The 20,664-nt window shown below is 51.7% G+C and carries 16 protein-coding genes; all 16 read left to right on the top strand.

Features of this window, described 5'->3' with window-relative positions:
* Positions 1 to 317: 317 nt before the first annotated feature.
* A complete protein-coding gene (locus QNH99_RS08970; RefSeq protein ID WP_410517665.1) occupies positions 318 to 1,733 on the top strand; it encodes an EmmdR/YeeO family multidrug/toxin efflux MATE transporter in 1,416 nt (471 codons plus the stop codon).
* A 1,097-nt stretch (positions 1,734 to 2,830) separates the two neighbouring features.
* Positions 2,831 to 3,433 (top strand): SH3 domain-containing protein, encoded by a 603-nt coding sequence (locus tag QNH99_RS08975; RefSeq protein ID WP_410517581.1) that lies wholly within the window; start codon positions 2,831 to 2,833, stop codon positions 3,431 to 3,433.
* A 23-nt stretch (positions 3,434 to 3,456) separates the two neighbouring features.
* On the top strand, positions 3,457 to 3,960 hold the full coding sequence (tssJ, locus tag QNH99_RS08980; RefSeq protein ID WP_096010740.1) for a type VI secretion system lipoprotein TssJ: 504 nt from the start codon (positions 3,457 to 3,459) through the stop codon (positions 3,958 to 3,960).
* Positions 3,961 to 3,981: 21 nt separating this feature from the next.
* Positions 3,982 to 5,322 carry a type VI secretion system baseplate subunit TssK gene (tssK, locus tag QNH99_RS08985; protein WP_063880066.1) on the top strand — a complete coding sequence of 447 codons (1,341 nt, stop codon included), beginning with the start codon at positions 3,982 to 3,984 and terminating at the stop codon, positions 5,320 to 5,322.
* Positions 5,323 to 5,338: 16 nt separating this feature from the next.
* Positions 5,339 to 6,580 carry a DotU family type VI secretion system protein gene (locus QNH99_RS08990; protein WP_063880065.1) on the top strand — a complete coding sequence of 414 codons (1,242 nt, stop codon included), beginning with the start codon at positions 5,339 to 5,341 and terminating at the stop codon, positions 6,578 to 6,580.
* A 3-nt stretch (positions 6,581 to 6,583) separates the two neighbouring features.
* Positions 6,584 to 10,210, top strand: coding sequence for a type VI secretion system membrane subunit TssM (gene tssM, locus QNH99_RS08995; RefSeq protein ID WP_063880064.1), 3,627 nt, complete (start codon positions 6,584 to 6,586; stop codon positions 10,208 to 10,210).
* 14 nt (positions 10,211 to 10,224) lie between these two features.
* The gene (tagF, locus tag QNH99_RS09000; protein ID WP_109717289.1) at positions 10,225 to 10,938 is read left to right on the top strand and encodes a type VI secretion system-associated protein TagF; all 714 of its coding nucleotides are present in this window, start codon (positions 10,225 to 10,227) and stop codon (positions 10,936 to 10,938) included.
* A 10-nt stretch (positions 10,939 to 10,948) separates the two neighbouring features.
* Positions 10,949 to 11,971: a type VI secretion system protein TssA gene (tssA, locus tag QNH99_RS09005; RefSeq protein WP_063880062.1), complete on the top strand. Its 1,023-nt coding sequence runs from the start codon at positions 10,949 to 10,951 to the stop codon at positions 11,969 to 11,971.
* Positions 11,972 to 12,051: 80 nt separating this feature from the next.
* Positions 12,052 to 12,582 (top strand): type VI secretion system contractile sheath small subunit, encoded by a 531-nt coding sequence (tssB, locus tag QNH99_RS09010; RefSeq protein WP_063880061.1) that lies wholly within the window; start codon positions 12,052 to 12,054, stop codon positions 12,580 to 12,582.
* Positions 12,582 to 14,081, top strand: a complete 1,500-nt coding sequence (gene tssC / locus QNH99_RS09015) for a type VI secretion system contractile sheath large subunit (protein ID WP_063880060.1) — start codon at positions 12,582 to 12,584, stop codon at positions 14,079 to 14,081. Before tssB ends, tssC begins: the two co-directional genes overlap by 1 nt.
* 593 nt (positions 14,082 to 14,674) lie before the next feature.
* Positions 14,675 to 15,157: an Hcp family type VI secretion system effector gene (locus QNH99_RS09020; RefSeq protein WP_172897195.1), complete on the top strand. Its 483-nt coding sequence runs from the start codon at positions 14,675 to 14,677 to the stop codon at positions 15,155 to 15,157.
* Between the two features lie 73 nt (positions 15,158 to 15,230).
* Entirely contained in the window at positions 15,231 to 16,073 is an 843-nt protein-coding gene (locus tag QNH99_RS09025; protein ID WP_096010736.1) for an N-acetylmuramidase domain-containing protein, read from the top strand.
* A 10-nt stretch (positions 16,074 to 16,083) separates the two neighbouring features.
* On the top strand, positions 16,084 to 16,638 hold the full coding sequence (locus tag QNH99_RS09030; RefSeq protein ID WP_096010735.1) for a hypothetical protein: 555 nt from the start codon (positions 16,084 to 16,086) through the stop codon (positions 16,636 to 16,638).
* Between the two features lie 290 nt (positions 16,639 to 16,928).
* The gene (gene tagH, locus QNH99_RS09035; protein ID WP_241567618.1) at positions 16,929 to 18,830 is read left to right on the top strand and encodes a type VI secretion system-associated FHA domain protein TagH; all 1,902 of its coding nucleotides are present in this window, start codon (positions 16,929 to 16,931) and stop codon (positions 18,828 to 18,830) included.
* Complete coding sequence (locus QNH99_RS09040) at positions 18,827 to 19,618, top strand: PP2C family protein-serine/threonine phosphatase (RefSeq protein ID WP_013026239.1); 792 nt, start codon at positions 18,827 to 18,829, stop codon at positions 19,616 to 19,618. The genes tagH and QNH99_RS09040 overlap by 4 nt, the downstream gene beginning before the upstream one ends.
* Positions 19,619 to 19,628: 10 nt before the next feature.
* Complete coding sequence (locus QNH99_RS09045; RefSeq protein WP_410517582.1) at positions 19,629 to 20,654, top strand: hypothetical protein; 1,026 nt, start codon at positions 19,629 to 19,631, stop codon at positions 20,652 to 20,654.
* Positions 20,655 to 20,664 lie beyond the last annotated feature (10 nt).

Genomic DNA, 20,664 nt, shown 5'->3' on the forward strand with positions numbered 1-20,664 from the left:
TCGCGCGCATTTTACTGCTGCGAGTTATAGGCGAGGCTTAACGCTGGCGCGATGGGGTAAGTGAAAATGCAGATAAACCCGACCATTACATCAGGTTATCCGCACAGAAAAGGCATTCTTCCAGGGATTATTGCGTGCCGGATGCGACAACGCGGCGATTTAAATGGGTGGGAGGCAGAGATAAAAAAAGTGTGTAACCATGATTTAACAGGAATGCAAAACGTTTTGCATATTTGCCCGCAGGCTACCATCATTAGAGTTATTCCCCCGACTTCTTCATATTTGGTACTCCTTTGCAAAATCCCGGCGTAGCAGTGGTGCAGGCGATTAAGCGCACGGCGTGGTATCCCAAACGTCGTTCCTACCGCACGCTGTACTGGCGTGAAATTTCGCCGCTTGCAGTTCCTATCTTTTTCGAAAACGCCTGTGTGCTGTTAATGGGTGTGTTGAGTACTTTCCTGGTCAGTTGGCTGGGTAAAGAGGCGATGGCAGGCGTGGGCCTGGCTGACAGTTTTAACATGGTCATCATCTCCTTTTTTGCCGCCATCGATCTCGGTACTACCGTGGTCGTCGCCTTCAGCCTGGCAAGACGCAACGGCAAGCGGGCCCGCGCCGCCACGCGCCAGTCTCTGGCCATGATGACGATTTTGGCGCTGGTGCTGGTCATTGCTATCGAATTCTGGGGCCACCTGATCATTGATGCTATTGCGGGCGCTGCCGAACCAAAAGTTAAAGCCTTAGCACTGAGCTATCTCCAGGTTTCCGCATGGAGCTATCCGGCAGCGGCAATCACGCTAATCGGCAGTGGCGCGCTGCGTGGGGCAGGGAATACCAAGATCCCGATGCTGATTAATGGCGGGATGAATATCCTCAATATCATGATCAGTAGCGTACTCATTTATGGCTGCTTTTCATGGGATGGACTGGGGTTTATCGGCGCTGGATTAGGGTTAACCATTACCCGCTACATCGGCGCTTTCGCCATTATTTATGTGTTAATGATTGGATTTAATGCTTCGCTAAAAATCACGCTTTCCAGCTATTTTCGCCGCTGGAACAGCAGCATCTTATATGAAGTACTGAGCATAGGCGTGCCTGCCAGTATCGAATCCGTGCTGTTTAACGGCGGTAAATTGCTGACTCAGGTTTTTGTCGCAGGCATGGGCACCAATGAAATTGCCGGTAATTTTATCGCCTTCTCTGTGGCTTCATTGATTAACCTGCCGGGTAACTCTCTGGGTTCAGCGTCAACCATCATCACCGGAAGGCGGCTGGGCAAATACCAGGTGTTTCAGGCTGAACGGCAGGCAAAGCATGTCTTTTGGCTGGCCACGCTCTGTCTGTCATGTATTGCTGCGCTTACCGTACCGCTGGCAGGTTTACTGGCCCGTTTCTACACCAGCGATCCCGACGTCATCAATGTGACTAAACACCTCATCTGGCTGAATGCCTTGTTCATGCCAATATGGGCCGCCTCGTGGGTTCTTCCCGCCGGTCTCAAGGGCGCGCGTGATGCCCGTTACACAATGTATGTCTCCATGTTCAGCATGTGGTGTGCCAGAGTTGTTGTGGGCTACCTGTTGGGCATTGAACTGGGGATGGGCGTGACTGGCGTCTGGCTTGGGATGTTCCTCGACTGGATGGTGAGAGGGCTCTTTTTCTGGAGACGATTCAACAGCGGTAAGTGGTTGAACAATTACCGTAAGATGATTGCCAAAGCCCAGCAGTCGTGATTTCTGCGTACACCGCGCTGGCTAACGCTGGTCTGTGTTGGCGTTCAGCGTAACGCTTGCGGCTTCCTGTTTTCGTCCGTCCCGACGTCACTTCCCGCATCCATACTTTCATTTAAAACCGGCCAGGCTTTATCCCTGCGGGCCTGGCTGGTCTGTAACAACTGACGCGATGCCGTTTAATTTCCCATAACAGTTGCAGAAAGACGCTATTAATTGATCAGATTATTAAGATAATTCTTAAATTAATATAAGTACTTGTTTTTAACTCATTGAATTTAAATAAATTAAATGAATTAGGATTTATTACTTATGGGTAAAATTTGACTTAATTACGATTTAATACTTAAAAACGCTTCCCCGGCGCGCCCATTATCCTGCTTTCCAGACGTAATTTCTTCATTAAGCATTCGTTATGCTAATGTTTACAGGCTTAAGCGGAGCGGGAGGCAGCCTGAATTCGCGGTTTTTAGCCATTTTCATGGCAGTATTCTCAGGCCAGGATGAAGTTTGCGTTAACCATAAATATTAGTTTTATTACTGATTAGGATGTGTCTGAGCTATGTTGAAATTTTGCAGGCATTATGTAAAGCTGTGTAAGATGTTAATAAAAGGAAAAGAACTTTACACAGGCGAGCAGGATGTTCAGGCTCGTGCGGTAGCTATGGTGCTGCAGTTTAATTTGTAAGCCATTGATTTATTGCTATTTGTGTGAGATCGACTGGAAGTTAAGCAGGATGTTGCCATTCTCCCCACACTTATAACGATTAATCAGCCTTGCAAAACTTAACGATTCAGCAATATGAATTGTTTGCGCGTAAGAGTTAACCAGGCTGTCTTAATGACGTTTGCGTTTAGGAATTTGTCAGTTTGCTGAATGTTTAATCTTACATTTAGCCGTCTTGTTCCGGTCATCAGGTTTTTATGAGCAGTTTCTACACTGTTCAATCTCATCGAATATAAATTTTACACTCAATAAATTATCTTATTCAGGCAAATTGTTTTGTTAATCAGGATGTTGGCTCCAAATGGCGGCCAGCATACCTCGTATGACGACATGGTTTGCTTAACACCGGCCAATGGCCACTTTTTGGGTATTAATGGAACTAAATATGAAGAAAATGGTGAACTTTCGAATTGCATTAAGCCTGATGTTCGTTTTTGCTGTTGCAGGCTGTAAAACACCGACAAAAATGACGGATGACACAATGGTGACCAGCACGGTTGATGGCACCACCTTGATGCATCGTCATGCCATTGCTGCACCCGCTCAGTTTTCTGCCTTGAATGAAACCTATCGCGCCTTGTATCCGGCGTCCGTCATGACGCGCCCGGATTTCAGCGGCAAAGTGGTTGAAACCCTAAAAACCGGTGAAAGCTATACCGTTGTCGGCCAGGTTGAAAATAACTGGCTGGCATTGGGTGAAGACGCGCAGGCCGAAGCCGCACCCGCGCCAGCTGCCGATGCAAAAGCAGCTGATAACAAAGGTGCCGCTGCTCAGGCCCCAACCAGCGCTGTAAAAGTCATTGGCTATGTGCCGTTCCGTGCCGTGGTGAAAAGCGATATGTACGATCAAACCGTTAAAGCTGACCAGCCAAAGCGTCGTGTGCGTGCCGCTGCCAGGAAAAAGACCTGTGTGTCAGTCGATGGCAACAGTCAGGCGTGCCAGAACAAAAATAACGGTACCTGGATCATCAACTAAGTCAGGGGCAGGGAGGGACAGAAATGGCACATACCTATTTACGCGCTGGTCTGAAAATATGGCTCTGGCCCTTCCTGCTACTCTTGCTGACGGCATGCAGTAGCAGTAAGCCTGATATCGCGCGCTACAACCTGAATTTTCAGGCGCATCCACAAATCAATGGTGGCGCGCCGTTGAAAGTCCGGGTGATGTTACTGACGTCTGATGCGGAGTTTATGTCCGCTGACTTTTTCACCTTACAGAATCAACCTGCTACCGCGCTGGGAAATACGCTGCTTAACAACCAGCAGTTTTTCCTGATGTCCGGTCAGCTCACTAAAACGCTGAGTGCCAAAAGTCTTCCTGAAGCACGTTTCATCGGCATCATGGCGGAATATCAAAAGCTGGATGGCAAAGTGTGGCGGCTGGCGTTGCCTTTTCCTGACAGCGACAGCAGTTCGTTCTGGCAGTTCTGGAAGAGCAATGATGGTGAGTTAAACGCCAACATTATCGTAGACGATGCCGGCATGCGTCCCGTTAAGCAATAAAACCGTCTTCAAAGGATGATTATGAACAGAGCCGAAAAGGTTGTTTGGGCGGAAGGGATGTTTTTACGTCCCCACCATTTCCAGCAGGCAGAAAACTTTCTGCAAAACGCACTGCGTGAATGGGGCCAGTCGCAACGTCCTTACGTTTGGGGATTTTTCGATCTCGAATTTGATGAAGCTCTGTTACGGCAGGGTAAACTGGCGCTCAGTGCCGCCAGCGGATGCTTGCCAGATGGTACCTTTTTTTCCTTCAGCCAGCCGCAACACGGGCCCGCACCGCTGGATGTGCCGGGCAATATAGACCGCGCTAAAGTGGTCCTGGCGATTCCTGCTCGCCGTAACGGACGTGAAGCCGTGACCTTTCAGGATTCACCGGATTCGCTGGCGCGCTATCTGGCCTGGGAAGCGGAAGTTGAAGATGATAATGCGCAGGCTGTCGGGACGGCCACCGTCCAGTTTGGCAAGCTGCGCCTGCGTTTGATGCTGGAGCAGGATCTGACCGCAGAATGGACAGCGATGGGCGTTGCCCAGATCGTTGAAAAACGCAGTGACAACCACATTCGTTTAGACAATGACTACATTCCCCCCACACTTACCCTTGCTGGCAGTCGTCCGCTCCAGAGCATGATGACCGACCTGCACGGCATGATTCAGCAGCGTAGCCAGCAGTTGAGCCAACGTGCACCCGGCACAGGCCGTTTTAACAGCGCAGATATGGTGGATTTTATGCTGCTGGCGCTGCTCAATCGCCAGTTAGGCCTGCATGCGCATTTGCAGCACCTGCCGCTATTGCATCCCGAAACCCTCTACAGCCACTGGCTGCAGCTGGCAGCTGAGCTGGCAACCTGGACGGAGGCTCGCACGCCCGATGCTTTTCCCCTCTATGACCATGATGACCTGCAGGGCTGTTTCTCGCGCCTCACGCTGTTGTTGCGCCAGGGGCTGTCACAGGTGATGGAAGAGAGCGCTATCCAGTTACCGCTGACCCAGCGTTCACACGGCCTGAATGTCGCAACCGTGCCGGATAACAGCATGGTGCGCGAGTTTGGCTTTGTGCTGGCAGTGAAAGCCAGTGTGCCAGCGGAAGCCCTGAAAACGCATTTCCCGGCGCAAATGAAGGTCGCCCCCGTCACGAAAATTCGCGACCTCGTGCAGTTGCAGTTGCCGGGCCTTGCCCTGAAAGCCATGCCGGGCGCGCCGCCGCAGATCCCATGGCATGCAGGTTACAGCTATTTTGAGTTGGATAAGAACAGCGAGCTGTGGCAGGAGATGGAACGATCGGGTGCCTTCGCGCTGCACCTTGCCGGTGATTTTCCGGGCCTGAACATGGAGTTCTGGGCCATTCGCAGTCAGTCAGAATAATTCAAACTGAGCAGGCATGATGCAGGAACAAAATAAACCGAACAGTGATGCATTTCAGCAGGATCTTAGCCATCAGAATATTTTGGTGGCAGCCGCTAATCCGCTGATTAACGCGATTCCACAGATTCGTCACTCCGTGTCGCATGACGATCCCGCACGTTTACGTCAACAGCTTATCGACCAGATCCGCCGTTTCGAGCTGGCCTGCCAGCAGTCCGGTCTGAGTTATGAGGTGATCGTAGGCGCGCGTTATTGTTTGTGTACGGCACTTGATGAAGCTGCAGCACTGACGCCCTGGGGAAGCCGTGGCGTGTGGACCAGTAATGGCTTGCTGGTGACCTTCCACAATGAAACCTGGGGCGGTGAAAAGTTTTTCCAGTTGCTGGCTAAGCTTTCGCAAAATCCGCGTCAGCACATCCTGTTACTGGAGCTGATCTATTTCTGCTTACTGCTTGGTTTTGAAGGGCGCTATCGGGTTTTAGATAATGGCCGTTCTCAACTGGACACCATTAAACAGCGTCTGTTGCAGATGATTCGAAGCGTCAGGGGCAGCTTTGCCGCTGCGTTATCGCCGCATCCGACTGACCAGCCAGTATTGCGCAAACTGTGGCGACCGATGATTCCGCTGTGGGCCTGCGCGGCGCTGGCCGGTCTTGCTGCATGCCTGTTCTATATTGTGCTGAACTGGCGTCTGGGGGATTACACCTCGCCAGTCCTGGCAAAAATTTATCAGACGACGCTGCCAGAAGTGCAGATCCGCAATCCGGCACCGCCGCCGCCGCCGTCCCTGAACCTGAAGTCCTTCCTCAAGCCTGAAATCGACGAAGGCCTGGTTGCCGTGCGCGACGAGGCAGATCAAAGCGTGGTGACGTTGAAAGGAGATGGCCTGTTCGCTTCCGGCTCGACAGAGATTCGCGGACGTTATGACGCCGTCATCCAGCGTATTGCTGAAGCCATGAATAATGTCAGTGGGAAAATTCTGGTGGTGGGCTACAGCGATAACGTTCCGATTCGCAGTGCCCGATTCGCGTCCAACTATGAGCTGTCACTGGCGCGAGCCCAGTCCGTGCAGACCGTATTGCAAAAACAGTTGGCTAAACCATCACGCGTTAAAGCGGAAGGGCGTGGCGAAACGCATCCGTTGGTGCCGAATAACAGTGCAGAAAACCGCGCACGTAATCGTCGTGTCGAGATTACATTGCAGGTCGCACCTGATACGACGCAAGCTGAACTCAACGGCCTGGCGAGAGGGAACTAATCCATGCTGAACGTACTATTTGCGGTACTGACCAGCCGTCTGGCCTGGGGTTTTGTCGGTATTACCGCGTTATCATTTATTATCTGGGTTATCGGCCCGGTGTTCTCAATTGTGGATTCTCGCCCGCTGGAGTCTGAACAGAACCGCATGATCAGCATTGCGCTGCTCTATGTCGTCTGGGGCCTCAGTCAGGCGATTCCGCGCGTTTACAACTACTGGCTGAACCGGAAACTGATGTCCAGCCTGGAGAGTAATAAGTCGGATGCGCCGGAAGAAGACCGCAAGCGTCTGACCAGCGAAGATCAGGTCCTGGCGACTCGCTTCTCTGAAGCCACAGAGATGCTTAAAAAAGCACACTTTCAGCGTCAGAGCAGTAAAGGTGCGCCTTTCTGGGCACAGCGCTTCAGTCATCAATATCTCTATCAACTGCCGTGGTACATGATTATCGGCGCACCGGGTGCCGGTAAAACGACGGCCCTGGTGAATTCCGGGTTGCAGTTCCCACTGGCGGATAAGTTTGGTAAGGCCGCACTGCGCGGGATTGGTGGTACGCGTAACTGCGACTGGTGGTTTACTAACGAAGCCGTGTTGCTTGATACAGCAGGACGTTATACCACCCAGGAAAGCCAGCAGGAGCGGGATGCCGGTGAATGGCATCAGTTCCTTGAACTCCTGCGTAAATACCGTGGACGCCAGCCGGTTAACGGCGTCATCGTGACCTTGAGTGTGGCGGATCTGTTATCCCAGTCACCTGAGGCCATGCGTAATCAGGCGGTGGCGTTGCGCCAGCGACTGATGGAGTTGCATGACCAACTCGGTATCCGTTTCCCGGTGTACGTTCTGGTTACCAAAACCGACCTGTTAAAAGGCTTCCGCAGCTATTTTTCCAGCCTGGACAAGGCACAGCGCGAGCAGATTTGGGGCTTTACTTTCCCTTGGGCAAAAGCATCAACGGCAGACTTTGAACTCAGCAGCCAGTTTCAGCAGGAATATTCGCTGCTGCAACAGCGACTGGATGCGGGACTTGCTGATGTCCTGTTGGCGGAAAGTGATGCTCAGGCTCGTGCCGAAAGCTACCTGTTTCCACAGGAATTTGCCGCGCTGCGCCCACAGTTGGCCGAAGCGTTGGATATCCTGTTTGCACGTTCCGATTTTGAAACCCAGTTTGCACCGCGCGGTATCTACTTCGCCAGCGGTACGCAGGAAGGATTACCCTTTGACCGCGTGATGGGTGAACTGACCCGCGCGCTGCATCTGCCGGGCCAACAGCAAGGGGAATCAGGCAGTTGGGACAAGGTCGATAAAGACGCACCGATTCCGCAAAACAAAGGCCAGAGCTTTTTCCTTAAGGGCGTGCTGGAAAATGTCATCTTCCAGGAGTCCGGTCTGGCCGGCAGTAACCGCTGGTGGGAATTACGTAACCGGGTGGGCTTGTGGTCTGGCTATGTTGCGTTACTGGTCATTGTACTGATTGCGGGTGCACTGTGGCTGGTGAGTTATAACAAAAACAAAACCTACCTGCAGGAGATGGCCGCGAAAAGCCCACAGGTTGAGCAACTGGGCGACAAGCTGCAAAAAGAGGTAAATGGCAACCTGTTTGCGTTGGTGCCTTATCTCAACACGCTGCTGCACCTTCCTGAAAGTGAATCCTTTTCTCTGGATCATCCCCCGCTTACGCGCCGGATGGGCCTGTACCGCGGAACGGAAGTCAGTGATGCCACCCAGGCCTTGTATGACCGGGCGCTGAAGCAGTTGCTGATGCCACAGGTTGCACAGAACATTACCCGCTGGCTGCGCAATGACACCGGGAGTGATGCCGACTACAGCTATGAAGCGCTCAAGGCTTATCAGATGCTGTACCAGCCAAAACACTACGACGGTAAATTTCTCCAGGCATGGATGATGTTAAACATTTCTCGCGAATTGCCGCAGGACGTGACCCAGGCAGAAGTGAAGCAACTGGCGTGGCATCTGCAGCAGCTCCTGGAGACGCAGATTCAGTCCTCGCCGTATGCGAAGGATGATGCGCTGGTAAAGCGCGAGCAGGCGCTGATTAGTCAGATGCCGCTGTCACAGCGCGTTTACGGACGCCTGAAACGCCTGCTGGAACGCGATGGCTCACTGTCACCGGTTACCCTGTCAGCCCTGGGCGGGCCACAAAGTGAACTGGTGTTTTCACGTAAAAGCGGTAAGTCAGTCAACGACGGCGTGTCCGGGCTCTTTACGCCAGACGGTTACTGGAATCATGTTGATAAACAGATCGCGCCGGTGACGGATGCGCTCTACAAGGATGATACCTGGGTGCTGGGTGCCGAGACAGCCCATGAAGACAGCAAACAAACCGACCTTGCGGTGCGCCAGCTGTATATTCAGGACTACATCCGTCAGTGGGAGCAGTTTCTCAGCGACATTCAGCTCAACAGTAATGCCGATCTGACGCAGCGTATTAATACGGCACGCCTGCTGTCAGGCAATCATTCACCGTTGCGCCAGTTGGTAATTAACCTGAGCAAACAGCTCACGCTGACCCGCGCACAGCCTGAAGACAAGAACGCAAAAGACCCGTCTGCATCTTCAGATAACAGTGCGACCCGAACGCTACAGGCGCTGTTTACTTCGCCACGTACCAACGGTGAGCAGGCAGCCGTGCAGCAAACGCCTGAGCAAGCGGTCACCGCGCATTTTGCGCCGATTATTGAACTCGCACAGCCCTTGCAGCAAGGCAGCAAAGTGCTGGCCGTCGATGATTTCCTGAAGCAGATTGACGATCTTTATCGCTACCTGACTGCCGTGCAGGATGCCGCCAACAGCGGTATGCCACCGCCTTCTGGTGATGCGATAAGCCGTCTGCAGGCCAGCGCCGGACGCTTGCCTGGCTCGCTGCAAAATATGGTGTCCGGTATGGCTGTCGGCGCCAGCAGCGATGCACAACGTCGCGATATGGATAATGTCCGTAAACGCATCACCATGGAGGTGGGCAGTTTCTGCCGTCAGGCTATCGCAGGTCGTTACCCGTTGGTGCGTAATGGACGAAGCGAAGTCACACCGGATGACCTGGCGCGCATGTTTGCACCGGGCACCGGACTGATGGACAGTTTTTTCCGTGACAATCTGGCCAGCAAAGTGGATACCACGCGTGCCGCATGGCGTTTCACGCCCGGCATTGACGGTAAAACGTTACCCGGCGGCGAAGCCTTACTGCGTCCTTTCCAACAGGCTCAGTCGATTCGTGATGCCTTCTTTGCCAATGGCGCTACCACGCCATCCTTCCGCGTGACATTGCGTACGGTGAAGATGGATAACGATATCCTGAATATGACATTGGACGTGGATGGACAGATTTTACGCTATAGTCATGGACCACAGGCTGTGCAGTTAGTGAGCTGGCCCGGTCCGGGCGGGACAAGTCAGGTACGTATGCAACTGGGTCTGACGAATGGCACCACCTCGACGCTGACCACCAGCGGCCCATGGGCGCTCAATCGCTTCTTTGACCGCGCGCGGGTAACGTCGGTAGGTGGGCTGACTCGCGAAGCCAGCTTCAGTGTGGATGGTCATAATGTGACGCTGTCATTCACGCCTGGCAGCATTCGTAATCCTTTCCAGCTACCCGCATTTAGCTGTCCCTGAAACAGGATCTGACTATGACCCATTACGCAGCACCTGGCTGGTACGGTAAACTGCCGAGTTCGGGTGATTTTGTGAAACGACGCTTTCCCGATACCTTGCAGCGCCAGTGGTCTAACTGGTTTCAGGTGGGATTGCATCACTGGCAAACCAGTGCTGAAGGCGAAAATGCCCCCTCACGGGCTTTTCTTAAAGCGCCGGTGTGGAACTTTGTGGTGCCGCCCATGCTCGGCACACAACTGATCCAAATGGGTTGTCTGACGGCCGCACGTGACAGCGTGGGACGCCATTATCCACTCTGCGCCTTACGTTATTTTACGCCGACCGAATGGATGCCTTCATTACTGGCACGCACGGGCGACTGGTATCACCAGATGGGGAATACCTTGTTGCGCGCGGTGCAGGATGGCGGAACACCCGAGCAGTTCGACCAGGCGCTGTTGAGTATTCCACTGCCTCAGCCTCAGCAGGACGAGGAGTCATCGGATATTCTGGCGGTTATATGCAGCGGAGAACAAGATTCAACACTGAGCTGGCATTTGCCGTCACAAAGCTTTGATCCCCAGTTCCAGACCAGTTTCTGGTGGACGAATCAGAGCGATGGCTTCCCGCTTTATACCCATGTCCACAGTGGAAACTTAACGGCGCAGTTATTTTCACTGTTGTTTGATCCGGCGGGCGGTGCAAAGCCGGGACGAAATGGACTTTATCCTCCTATGTTTGAATCCTGAGGCGAAGCGGATGAGTATTGATATTGACACCTTGCTGATACCGGTAAGCCACGATAATCCGTGCGGTGAAAACCTGGAGTACGATGCGGATTTTCAGGCGATGGAACAGGCCAGTGTGGGGAAAGGCGAACAGCAGTTCGGTAACACTATTATCCCGGCTGAACCCGCCGACTGGAATAAAGTGGAAAAGCTGGCGCTGGAGCTACTGACCCGCAGCAAAGATTTACGCGTCATGCTGACGCTGACACATGCCTGGACGCGCCTCAAAGGACTGCCAGGTTATGCCCAGGGTCTGCAATTGATTGAGCAGGCCATGCTGCAGTACTGGGAGCCGCTCTGGCCCCGCCTCGAAGAAGATGGCGAGCATGATCCTTTTTATCGCATCAATGCGCTCGCGGTGCTGGGCGATCAGTCGGCACTGACCGGCGCGGTGCGTCAGTCATGGCTCATGCGCTATGCGTCCGACGGTATTACACTGCGTGATGCCTCAGCCCTGTGTGACGGCAGCAAAACAGAGGTGGCCGACTACCCAGGTGGGCTGCCACGTCTCAATGACGAACTGGCGCGCGGCGAACAACCGGGCATTGCGGCCATCCAGAACATTGCCGAGCGTTTGCAGAATATTCGGCGCATTGTGGTGGAAAAACTGGATGAAACGGCCTTACCGGATATGAGTCAGCTGCAGCGCAGCATTGCGATGCTGAATGAGCGCTGCCAGGCCACGGATATCGAATCATTACATTCACTGGCGGCTGCGGTGCAGTCAGCACCGGAAACCGAGCGTCAGGCCAGTCCTGCCGCCCCGCGTGCCGCGACTGACTGGCGCAGTGCTCAACTGAATTCTCGGGCAGAAGCCCAACTTATGCTGGAAAAAGTCAAACAGTACTTCAGCCAGCATGAGCCGAGTCATCCGGCGCCGCTGATGATAGACAGGGTACAACGCCTGATCGAACTGGATTTTTTGGACATCATTCGCGATCTCGCGCCCGATGGTGTACATCAGTTAGAGAACATTTTTGGACGCCGCGACTAAGCTAACAGTCAAGCCTTTACGCAGCGAGACCTGCGCGCCTCCTGCGAGCCTATACCCGCGCATTATTTATGGAGAGAACCATGCCAACAATGAAGTCCAGTGGGCAGAAATTTATCGCCCGCAATCGCGCGCCCCGCGTTCAGATTGAATATGACGTGGAAGTTTATGGTGCCGAACGCAAAATTCAGTTGCCATTCATCATGGGTGTCCTGGCCGATTTAGCCGGTAAACCGCTGGAGCCGCAGGCCAGCGTTGACGATCGTAAATTCATGGAAATCGACATCGACAATTTCGATGAGCGTATGAAAGCCATGAAGCCACGCGCCGCATTCCAGGTAGACAACACGCTGAACGGCGACGGCAAACTCAACATCGATCTGACCTTTGAAAGCATGGACGATTTTTCTCCAGATGCCATTGCCCGCAAAGTTGACCCGTTGAACAGTCTGCTGGAAGCACGCACCCAGCTCTCAAATCTGCTGACCTATATGGACGGCAAAAACGGGGCTGAAGAGCTTATCGGTAAGATTTTACAGGACCCATCACTGATGCAGGCGCTGTCACACGTGCCTAAGCAGCCCGATGCCCCTGAAGGTAAGGAGGAGCAGTAATGAACCAGACTTCTCAACAACCGCAATCGCAGGGCGGCGCCAGCTTTAGCCAGGATGAATTCAGTGCGTTGCTGAACAAAGAATTCCGTCCTAAAAGCGATCAGGCGCGCGAAGCGGTAGAAAGCGCGGTAAAAACGCTGGCACAGCAGGCGCTGGAAAACACCGTTACGATGTCCAGCGATGCCTACCGCACGATTCAGGCGCTGATCGCTGAAATTGACGAAAAGCTGTCTCAGCAGGTAAACCAGATTATTCACCACGATGACTTTCAGAAGCTGGAAAGCGCCTGGCGCGGTCTGAGCTACCTGGTGAACAACACTGAAACTGATGAGATGCTCAAGATTCGCTTTATGAGTATTTCTAAGCAGGAACTGAGCCGCACGCTGAAACGTTATAAAGGCGTGGGCTGGGATCAGAGCCCGCTGTTCAAAAAAATCTACGAGCAGGAATATGGCCAGTTTGGTGGTGAACCCTTTGGCTGCCTGGTTGGCGATTACTATTTCGATCACAGCCCGCAGGATGTCGAGCTGCTGGGCGAGATGGCACGTATCGGGGCTGCGGCCCACTGTCCGTTTATCACCGGTACGGCCCCAAGCGTTATGCAGATGGAATCCTGGCAGGAACTGGCTAATCCACGCGATCTGACCAAAATTTTCCAGAACACTGAATATGCTGCATGGCGCAGCCTGCGTGAGTCGGAAGATGCACGCTATCTGGGCCTGGTCATGCCGCGTTTCCTGTCTCGTCTGCCTTACGGTATCCGCACCAATCCGGTGGACAGCTTTGATTTTGAAGAGCAGACCGACGGTTCCGATCACGGCAACTACAGCTGGACCAACGCAGCCTATGCGATGGCGGCTAACATCAACCGTTCATTTAAAGAGTATGGCTGGTGCACATCGATTCGTGGCGTGGAGTCGGGCGGTGCAGTGGAAGATCTGCCGTGCCACACCTTCCCAAGCGATGACGGCGGTGTGGACATGAAGTGTCCAACGGAAATCGCCATCAGCGATCGCCGTGAAGCCGAGCTGGCGAAAAATGGCTTCATGCCATTAGTTCACCGTAAAAACTCCGACTTTGCGGCCTTTATTGGTGCGCAGTCGCTGCAAAAGCCAGCGGAATACCATGATGCTGATGCCACCGCCAACGCCCGTCTGGCCGCTCGCCTGCCTTATCTGTTCGCCTGCTGCCGTTTCGCTCACTACCTGAAGTGTATTGTGCGTGACAAAATTGGTTCTTTCCGCGAGCGTGACGAAATGGAACGCTGGCTGAACGACTGGGTGATGAACTATGTCGATGGTGACCCGGCCAACTCTTCTCAGGAAACCAAATCACGCAAGCCACTGGCTGCTGCAGAGGTGAATGTGGAAGAGCAAGAAGATAACCCAGGCTATTACGCTGCGAAATTCTTCCTGCGCCCGCATTACCAGCTGGAAGGATTGACGGTATCACTGCGTCTGGTATCAAAACTGCCCTCGCTGAAGTCGAACGAAAACTAATCGTTAAAACATGAGGCACGCCCTGCGGGGTGTGCTCTTTTTGTCATAACGCACTGTACTGCTGCATGAAGGCAGGGCCGTTTAGTAAAATGACTGGCTTACGTTTTACCCCACATTTTAATCATATCGGCTGGCACGAAGCGGAATAAACCTTTTCCGAAAGTGACGTTTGTCGCGAAGAGTGTCGCGCTTTCTTCGTGAATTAGTCAGTATAATGTTCCGCCTGCCTTTACGTTATAAATATCGGCGGTGTGAGCACAACGGATGACATAATTATTACAACCAGTTTGTCGGGGTTCAGGCTTATTTCAGCAGCGTAATCTGGGTGAAACAGAGTGCACAACATAATGGTTTCACTCTATAAGTGTCGTTGCCTTTTGCACAAAGACCTTAATTTGAAATACCCATACAGCAAAAAAATCTCCTGCTATTGCGGTTAATTGTGGTGGGATCTTTCGGGATGCCTGTAGCAACACCCGAAGTCGAGGCAAAAGTAAAATATGGACTGTTTTATTCAGCCCCATGCTTTTCTCTTTGCCATATAGATGCTTTTTCGAAAGCGACAACTTTTTCCATAACGAAGAGTAAATATTATGGCTATTGATATGTTCATGAAAGTAGAAGGTGTTACCGGTGAATCAAAAGATTCAAACCACACTGGCTGGACTGATATCACTTCCTTTTCATGGGGAGCGTCTCAGCCCGGCAATATGAGTGTTGGCGGAGGTGGTGGTGCAGGTAAAGTCAATTTCAACGACCTGCATGTGAATGCGCTTGTTGACAAATCAACCACAGCAATCCTGAAGCATTGCGCAAGCGGTAAGCACCTCACCAAAGTTGAATTATCTGTTTGTAAAGCAGGTGGTCAGCAAGTTGAGTATACGCGTATCACACTAGATGATGTCCTGGTAACCTCAGTACAGTATACCGGTGCTGATAATGGCGACACCGTGGGTGTGACTTATGCTTTCCAGGCATCTAAAGTGAAACAGCAATACTGGGAGCAGACTTCTGCTGGCGGTAAAGGTGCTGAAAGTAGCGCTGGCTGGAACATTAAAGAAAATAAAGAAGCGTAATATAGATAAGGCCTCTTTTAAAAGAGGCCTTTACTGCTCCTTCTAATCACTCTTTCGGAAATGAGGCTCGCATATGGCAAGGATCAGTGCAGCTGTTGGGATTGGACAAAGGAATCTCTATGCTGACGTCGTTACTATTCAAACATTATTGAACAAAAACAGTGTTGTAACGACGCCTTCAAATAAGTTGAATGTTGATGGCATTATTGGCCCCGGTACAATTAATAGAATAAAAGAATTTCAGGATAAAGTTGTGCATATGAAAGATCCGGATGGGATTATTTCTCCTAATGGAATAACTATGCGTAATCTTATCGTCCATTCTTCATTTCACACAAATACGAACCGCTCCACTCGCGCTGTAGTATTTAGTAATGAACAATTAACACAGGCTGCAAAAGAGCTTGGATGTGAAATAGCTGCTATAAAATCTGTCGTTCTGACTGAGACACCTCGTGGCGCTTTTGATGAAAACGGACGCCCGACAATACTATACGAAAGACATTATTTCCATCGCTTAACTAATGGTAAGTATGATAGTGACCCTGAAATTTCTAACAAAAACTCTGGTGGTTACGGTAAATTTAGCGCTCAATATGGCAAGCTTAACAAAGCAATAGCGCTTGATAAGAATGCTGCATTACAATCTGCATCTTGGGGTGCTTTTCAGATTATGGGCGAGAATTATCGTGCTGCAGGCTTTGGAAGTGTTAACGATTTTGTAAAATCAATGGAAACAGTTCAGGGGCAATTAGACGCCTTCGTTAATTTCATCAAAAACACCCCGAATTTACTTCCTGCTCTTCAAAACAAGCAATGGAGCACATTCGCCAGAACCTATAATGGCCCTAAGTACAGACAAAACGACTATGATAATAAACTGGCTAATAATTATCAGATTGCTTTAAAAGGTTGATGGAGAAATTATGCGTTATTTACTGATTGTCTTAACAATGCTGGCATCATGCAATGCGGTTGCAAAAACATATCTCCATCCAATAAAAAGTGCAGTATTTCAGAAGGATTTGTTTAAAAAGTCTACCGATAAAATGATAAGCGGTGGTTCCCCAGTTGATGGACAAAGTTTTGCTTTGATTAGCGATAATAAAACAATTGGTAGTTTTATTTCTGGTCATGGATTTAACGCTCAGGATAATAATGTGTGTTTTATCGGGTGGTCAAAGAAAGAACCACTCATAAGTGAAGTTATCCCTACTATAGGTTTTGACAATTGGGAAGCCGAGACCTGTGCTTCAACCAAGTCGGTTGGTATCATCTCTAAAGATAATGACACTTCGACAAAAATTGCTGTGATTTATGAAGCTTCTTCTCCAAATGCTTCGTCTGATGAATCAATTATTTTTTCAGTTGATAACAAAAGTGGTGATATTACCCTTGATCAAGGACTTACGGAAAAAATTGGTGCGTCTGGAGCTAAAGATATCAAAGAGTTGAAAACGCTTTATTTGAAATCTAAGTAATAAAAATAAGCCGATGGTATCATGTATAAATACCATCGGCTTTCGTTGGTCGTGTTATTTCATGATGTTAAATCTGGTGGTTGTTAAAAAATTTATTGATCTTACAGGATTAACTAAGTTCAATTAAAATATTTTTTTCATTTTTTCATTTTTTCATTTTTTCATTTTTTCATTTTTAGCTGAGCTTTAAATCTTATTTTTTAAGTAACCTTCCTTTACACCTATATCCCGCCTTTCTCCCCGAGAGACGCGCGATATAGATGTCGAACAGCTAACCGCAGGAATCCGTGATGCGCTTTACGATAATAACCGCTAAACCCGGCCATGAACCGCCGCATACAAGTTTTGATTTTCTTCCTCCCGGCGGCACAATTGGTCGAGGCGTGGATAATAATCTGGTACTGCCTGACGACGACCGCACTATTTCCCGCCTGCAGGCTATCGTGCACATCACTGCTGAGGGGGAATGCCGCCTGACTAACCGTGGCAATGTCACGCGCGTGCTGCTGAATGACATCCCGCTTGAACGGGGACGCCAGGTGGAGTTGCAGGATGGGGACGTTCTCGGCATTGATGACTATCGCCTGCTGGTTAACGATCTCAATGGCGAGCAGCAACCGCAACAGCCACCGTTAGCGGCAGCGCCAAAGCCGCAGGCTGTGCCCAATGCGGCCCCTGTTCAAGCTTCGGCCGCTCCGACCGCTGCCAGTACGGCAGCGATTCCAAGCGAGATCTGGGACAGCCTTGCCAAAGAGTTTTCGATTTCTGACGACTTATCGAAGCGTAAAAGCCCCGCGCCAGAAATGCCTGAAGCGAATCCATTAACTTCTACCGCTGCGAACCGTAATCCCGAAGATCCGCTGGCGCAGTTGATCAGTGATAAACCCCTGGATATCGGTCAGCAACCTAAAACAAGCAGCCTGTTTGATGAAGAAGATGCGCTGTTTGCTCAGGAAAGTATTTTTGATGACCGCACACCCAGTACCTTGTCGGCAAAACAAAACGCGCAAGGGCAGCCAAAAATAGAGGAAATGTCCACCGACGTGGACCCGTTAAATCTGTTTGGCAGCCAGGCCACGCCGGACCCGCGCCATCATGACGATCCCCTGGGATTAATGATGAGCGGTGCGGTGCCGCTGGCCCAGCCTGATGTGGTGCTTTCTTCACCTGAGGCTGCGCCCTTGCAGCAGAAAGAGAGCCATCAGTCTGCACCCTTACAGCAGAAAGAGCCCCATCAAGCGGCGCCATTACAGCAGAAAGAAAATCACCAGCCGATGCCAGATATCCTTGATACGGCACCGGTTGAGTTGGCCGATTTAAGCAGCTCGCCATTGTTTGATCACACGGAAACGCAGGTCACTCACGATCCCGCTTTCGATCCTCAACCGGAGCCTGTCCAGCCTGAAGGTGCACAGAGTCCGATTGATTATGGCGGCATTACCTTACCCACACCGCAGGCGGTGCAGCGCACGCCTTCACCGACGCCAAAAGGGCGGTTGCGTATCGATCCGGTTGCCTCTCACAACAATAGCGGTGGGGCAGAGCAGAGCAGTACCAGCAGCAGTGGCGATGCCTTAAAAGGTGAGTTGCTGGATGCGTTACTGGAAGGTATGGGTTTACAGGACCTGCAACCGACGCCGCAGTTCGACCGTGAGCAGATGCGGCAGTTCGGCCAGATGCTCAGCATGTTCTCGCAGGGAACGGTGGCACTGCTTTCTTCACGGTCAATTTTAAAGCGCGGTGTGAAAGCCGACATGACCGTGATCCTGGATGATGCCAACAACCCGTTCAAGCTCCTGCCGTCGGGTAAGACGGTCCTGATGCAGATGTTTGGTAGCCGTATGCCTGGCTTTATGCCACCACGTCAGGCTGTGCGTGACGCGCTGATCGATCTGCAGGCGCATCAGTTAGGCATGATTGCCGGTATTCGCGCCATCATTGCTTCCATGCTGCAATCCTTCAATCCCGATCAACTTGAAGACGAAGCACGCCAGGCGGGTTCTGTGTCGCGCCTTGGTCTGCCGGGTAGCCGTAAAGCCGCGTTGTGGGAGCATTTTGTCCAGCGCTATGGCGAAACCGCCGGTGAAATTGAAGATGACTTCCATACCTTGTTTGGCGAAGCCTTCTTGCACGCGTACGACATGGAAGTAAATCAGTATAAAGACTCACAAACCCACACGGATGACGCATGAATATCTCTACTGCTTCCACGTCGAATCAGGGCGATCGCGCCAGCAATCAGGATCAAACCGGTGAGAGCATCGGTGAACGTTCAGCCTGCTTTGTGGTTTGTGATGGTGTAGCAGGGTTTCCGGGCGGTGATGTGGCAGCAAAAATTGCACGCAGTAGCCTGATGGAAGCCTTCGATGGGAATGCGCATCTGGATGCGCAAACCATCCGCGATTACGTGAATTATGCCAATGGCGCGATTCGGCAACAGCAAAAAGCAAACAGTCAGCACAGCCGGATGGGGACAACGCTGGTCAGTTTGTTTATCGACAGAGACTATGAACTGGCTTACTGGGCGCATGCAGGTGACAGTCGCCTGTACCTGTTTCGTCGGGGCTATCTCTATCACGTTACCACCGACCACAGCCTGATCCAGCAAATGAAAGATGCCGGGCACCAGACGGAAGGCATTAACAGTAACCTGCTCTATTTTGCGTTAGGCATGGGCGATGAACAGCGGGATGCCAGCTACAGCGATGTGGTGCCTATTGAAGACGGGGATGCTTTCTTGCTGTGCACGGATGGTTTCTGGCATGGCGTCACGCTCGAACAAATGCAGCAGTCATTGCATATGGTGAATACGCCAGAAGAGTGGCTGACCCTGATGCAACAAATTATCAAAAACAGCCAACCGCAGGGTGGTCAGCAGGACAACTTCAGCGCTATGGCTGTGTGGGTAGGTTCACCAGAAGACACCACCTTATTGCACTCGCTGTCTGATGCGGCGCAGTTTTTCCCTCTTCGAGATTGAGAACGCCAACATGAAATATGGATTAGTGGGCCTGACTGCATTGCTGTTGAGTACACATGCCTTTGCAGAGAACTATCGCATTGTGCAGTCGCCAACTCAGAAACTGGATGTCTGGATTGATGATGTAAAAGATAACCAGCTTTCGAGCTGGTGTAAGAGCACGGTCAATCTGCGCATTGTGACGCACGGTGACAAAGAGGCGTCGGTGCTGAATGATTTTCTGCCGCGTGTCGCCGGGTTAATGGCGTCACAATGTAAACCGTTACAGCAGTTGCACTGGCAATTAACCGATACTGACGGCGGCGCGCTGTCTGCGGGTACGGCGGCAAAAGCGCAGCAGTGGAAACCTGTGGTCACGCCGCCAGCCGCGGTGCAACCGGTTCAGGCTGCGCAGCAGCCGTCCGTGCAGCAGCAGGCGCCCGTGCAGCAGCCCGTCACCCAGACCGCACCTGCCGCCCCGGTGGTACTGAACTCGCCGGCGGCAGATACGACGCCCTGGCTTCAGTTCAGCTTGCTGGATGGTTGCCATTTCCGCACCTGGTGGCATCAGCCCGCCCAGTCCAGTGCGCTCTTTGTTCCCGCTAAGCAGGGCGTAACCTGTGGTAAAGATGGCTGGTTAAGCGGACACAGCACGCTAACGCAAATGGGTAAGGACGCGTCTAAATCGGTTTCTGTGAGTTTTCTTCAGGGTTTCCCGGTGTCGGGCCTGAATAATAAACAGCCGGTTGATGAGCTGACCATCACCACCGTCAACAGTGAGCGCATGGTCCTCAGTGATGAAAAATCACCGGACAGCTGGTTGGTGTTGCCGTTCAATCAACAGTTCAATGGCTGGCAGGCGGTAAATCAGGTTGTCGTTGAGATGCCCGCCAGTGAAGCCGCGGACGAAAACGCCTTGCGTGCCCGTCTGCAGGAAGTCCGTAAAATCTGGTCACCCTGGTTAAGCAGCCCTGCATCAATCAAAGTGCAGTTGGTGGAAAAACTGCATCCGGAACTTAAAGATCCGGCCGCAGCCGTCTATCGCACCATCAACTAAGGCATAAGGA

Origin of the sequence: Pantoea allii (genome assembly GCF_046529425.1) — a bacterium.
GTDB classification, from domain to species: Bacteria; Pseudomonadota; Gammaproteobacteria; order Enterobacterales; family Enterobacteriaceae; genus Pantoea; species Pantoea allii.

What these genes read in the sequence shown, in the direction of transcription:
- QNH99_RS08975 (WP_410517581.1), top strand. Translation starts at nt 2,831, where the DNA reads ATGGAACTAAATATGAAGAAAATGGTGAACTTTCGAATTGCATTAAGC.
- tssJ (WP_096010740.1), top strand. Translation starts at nt 3,457, where the DNA reads ATGGCACATACCTATTTACGCGCTGGTCTGAAAATATGGCTCTGGCCC.
- tssK (WP_063880066.1), top strand. Translation starts at nt 3,982, where the DNA reads ATGAACAGAGCCGAAAAGGTTGTTTGGGCGGAAGGGATGTTTTTACGT.
- QNH99_RS08990 (WP_063880065.1), top strand. Translation starts at nt 5,339, where the DNA reads ATGATGCAGGAACAAAATAAACCGAACAGTGATGCATTTCAGCAGGAT.
- tssM (WP_063880064.1), top strand. Translation starts at nt 6,584, where the DNA reads ATGCTGAACGTACTATTTGCGGTACTGACCAGCCGTCTGGCCTGGGGT.
- tagF (WP_109717289.1), top strand. Translation starts at nt 10,225, where the DNA reads ATGACCCATTACGCAGCACCTGGCTGGTACGGTAAACTGCCGAGTTCG.
- tssA (WP_063880062.1), top strand. Translation starts at nt 10,949, where the DNA reads ATGAGTATTGATATTGACACCTTGCTGATACCGGTAAGCCACGATAAT.
- tssB (WP_063880061.1), top strand. Translation starts at nt 12,052, where the DNA reads ATGCCAACAATGAAGTCCAGTGGGCAGAAATTTATCGCCCGCAATCGC.
- tssC (WP_063880060.1), top strand. Translation starts at nt 12,582, where the DNA reads ATGAACCAGACTTCTCAACAACCGCAATCGCAGGGCGGCGCCAGCTTT.
- QNH99_RS09020 (WP_172897195.1), top strand. Translation starts at nt 14,675, where the DNA reads ATGGCTATTGATATGTTCATGAAAGTAGAAGGTGTTACCGGTGAATCA.
- QNH99_RS09025 (WP_096010736.1), top strand. Translation starts at nt 15,231, where the DNA reads ATGGCAAGGATCAGTGCAGCTGTTGGGATTGGACAAAGGAATCTCTAT.
- QNH99_RS09030 (WP_096010735.1), top strand. Translation starts at nt 16,084, where the DNA reads ATGCGTTATTTACTGATTGTCTTAACAATGCTGGCATCATGCAATGCG.
- tagH (WP_241567618.1), top strand. Translation starts at nt 16,929, where the DNA reads ATGCGCTTTACGATAATAACCGCTAAACCCGGCCATGAACCGCCGCAT.
- QNH99_RS09040 (WP_013026239.1), top strand. Translation starts at nt 18,827, where the DNA reads ATGAATATCTCTACTGCTTCCACGTCGAATCAGGGCGATCGCGCCAGC.
- QNH99_RS09045 (WP_410517582.1), top strand. Translation starts at nt 19,629, where the DNA reads ATGAAATATGGATTAGTGGGCCTGACTGCATTGCTGTTGAGTACACAT.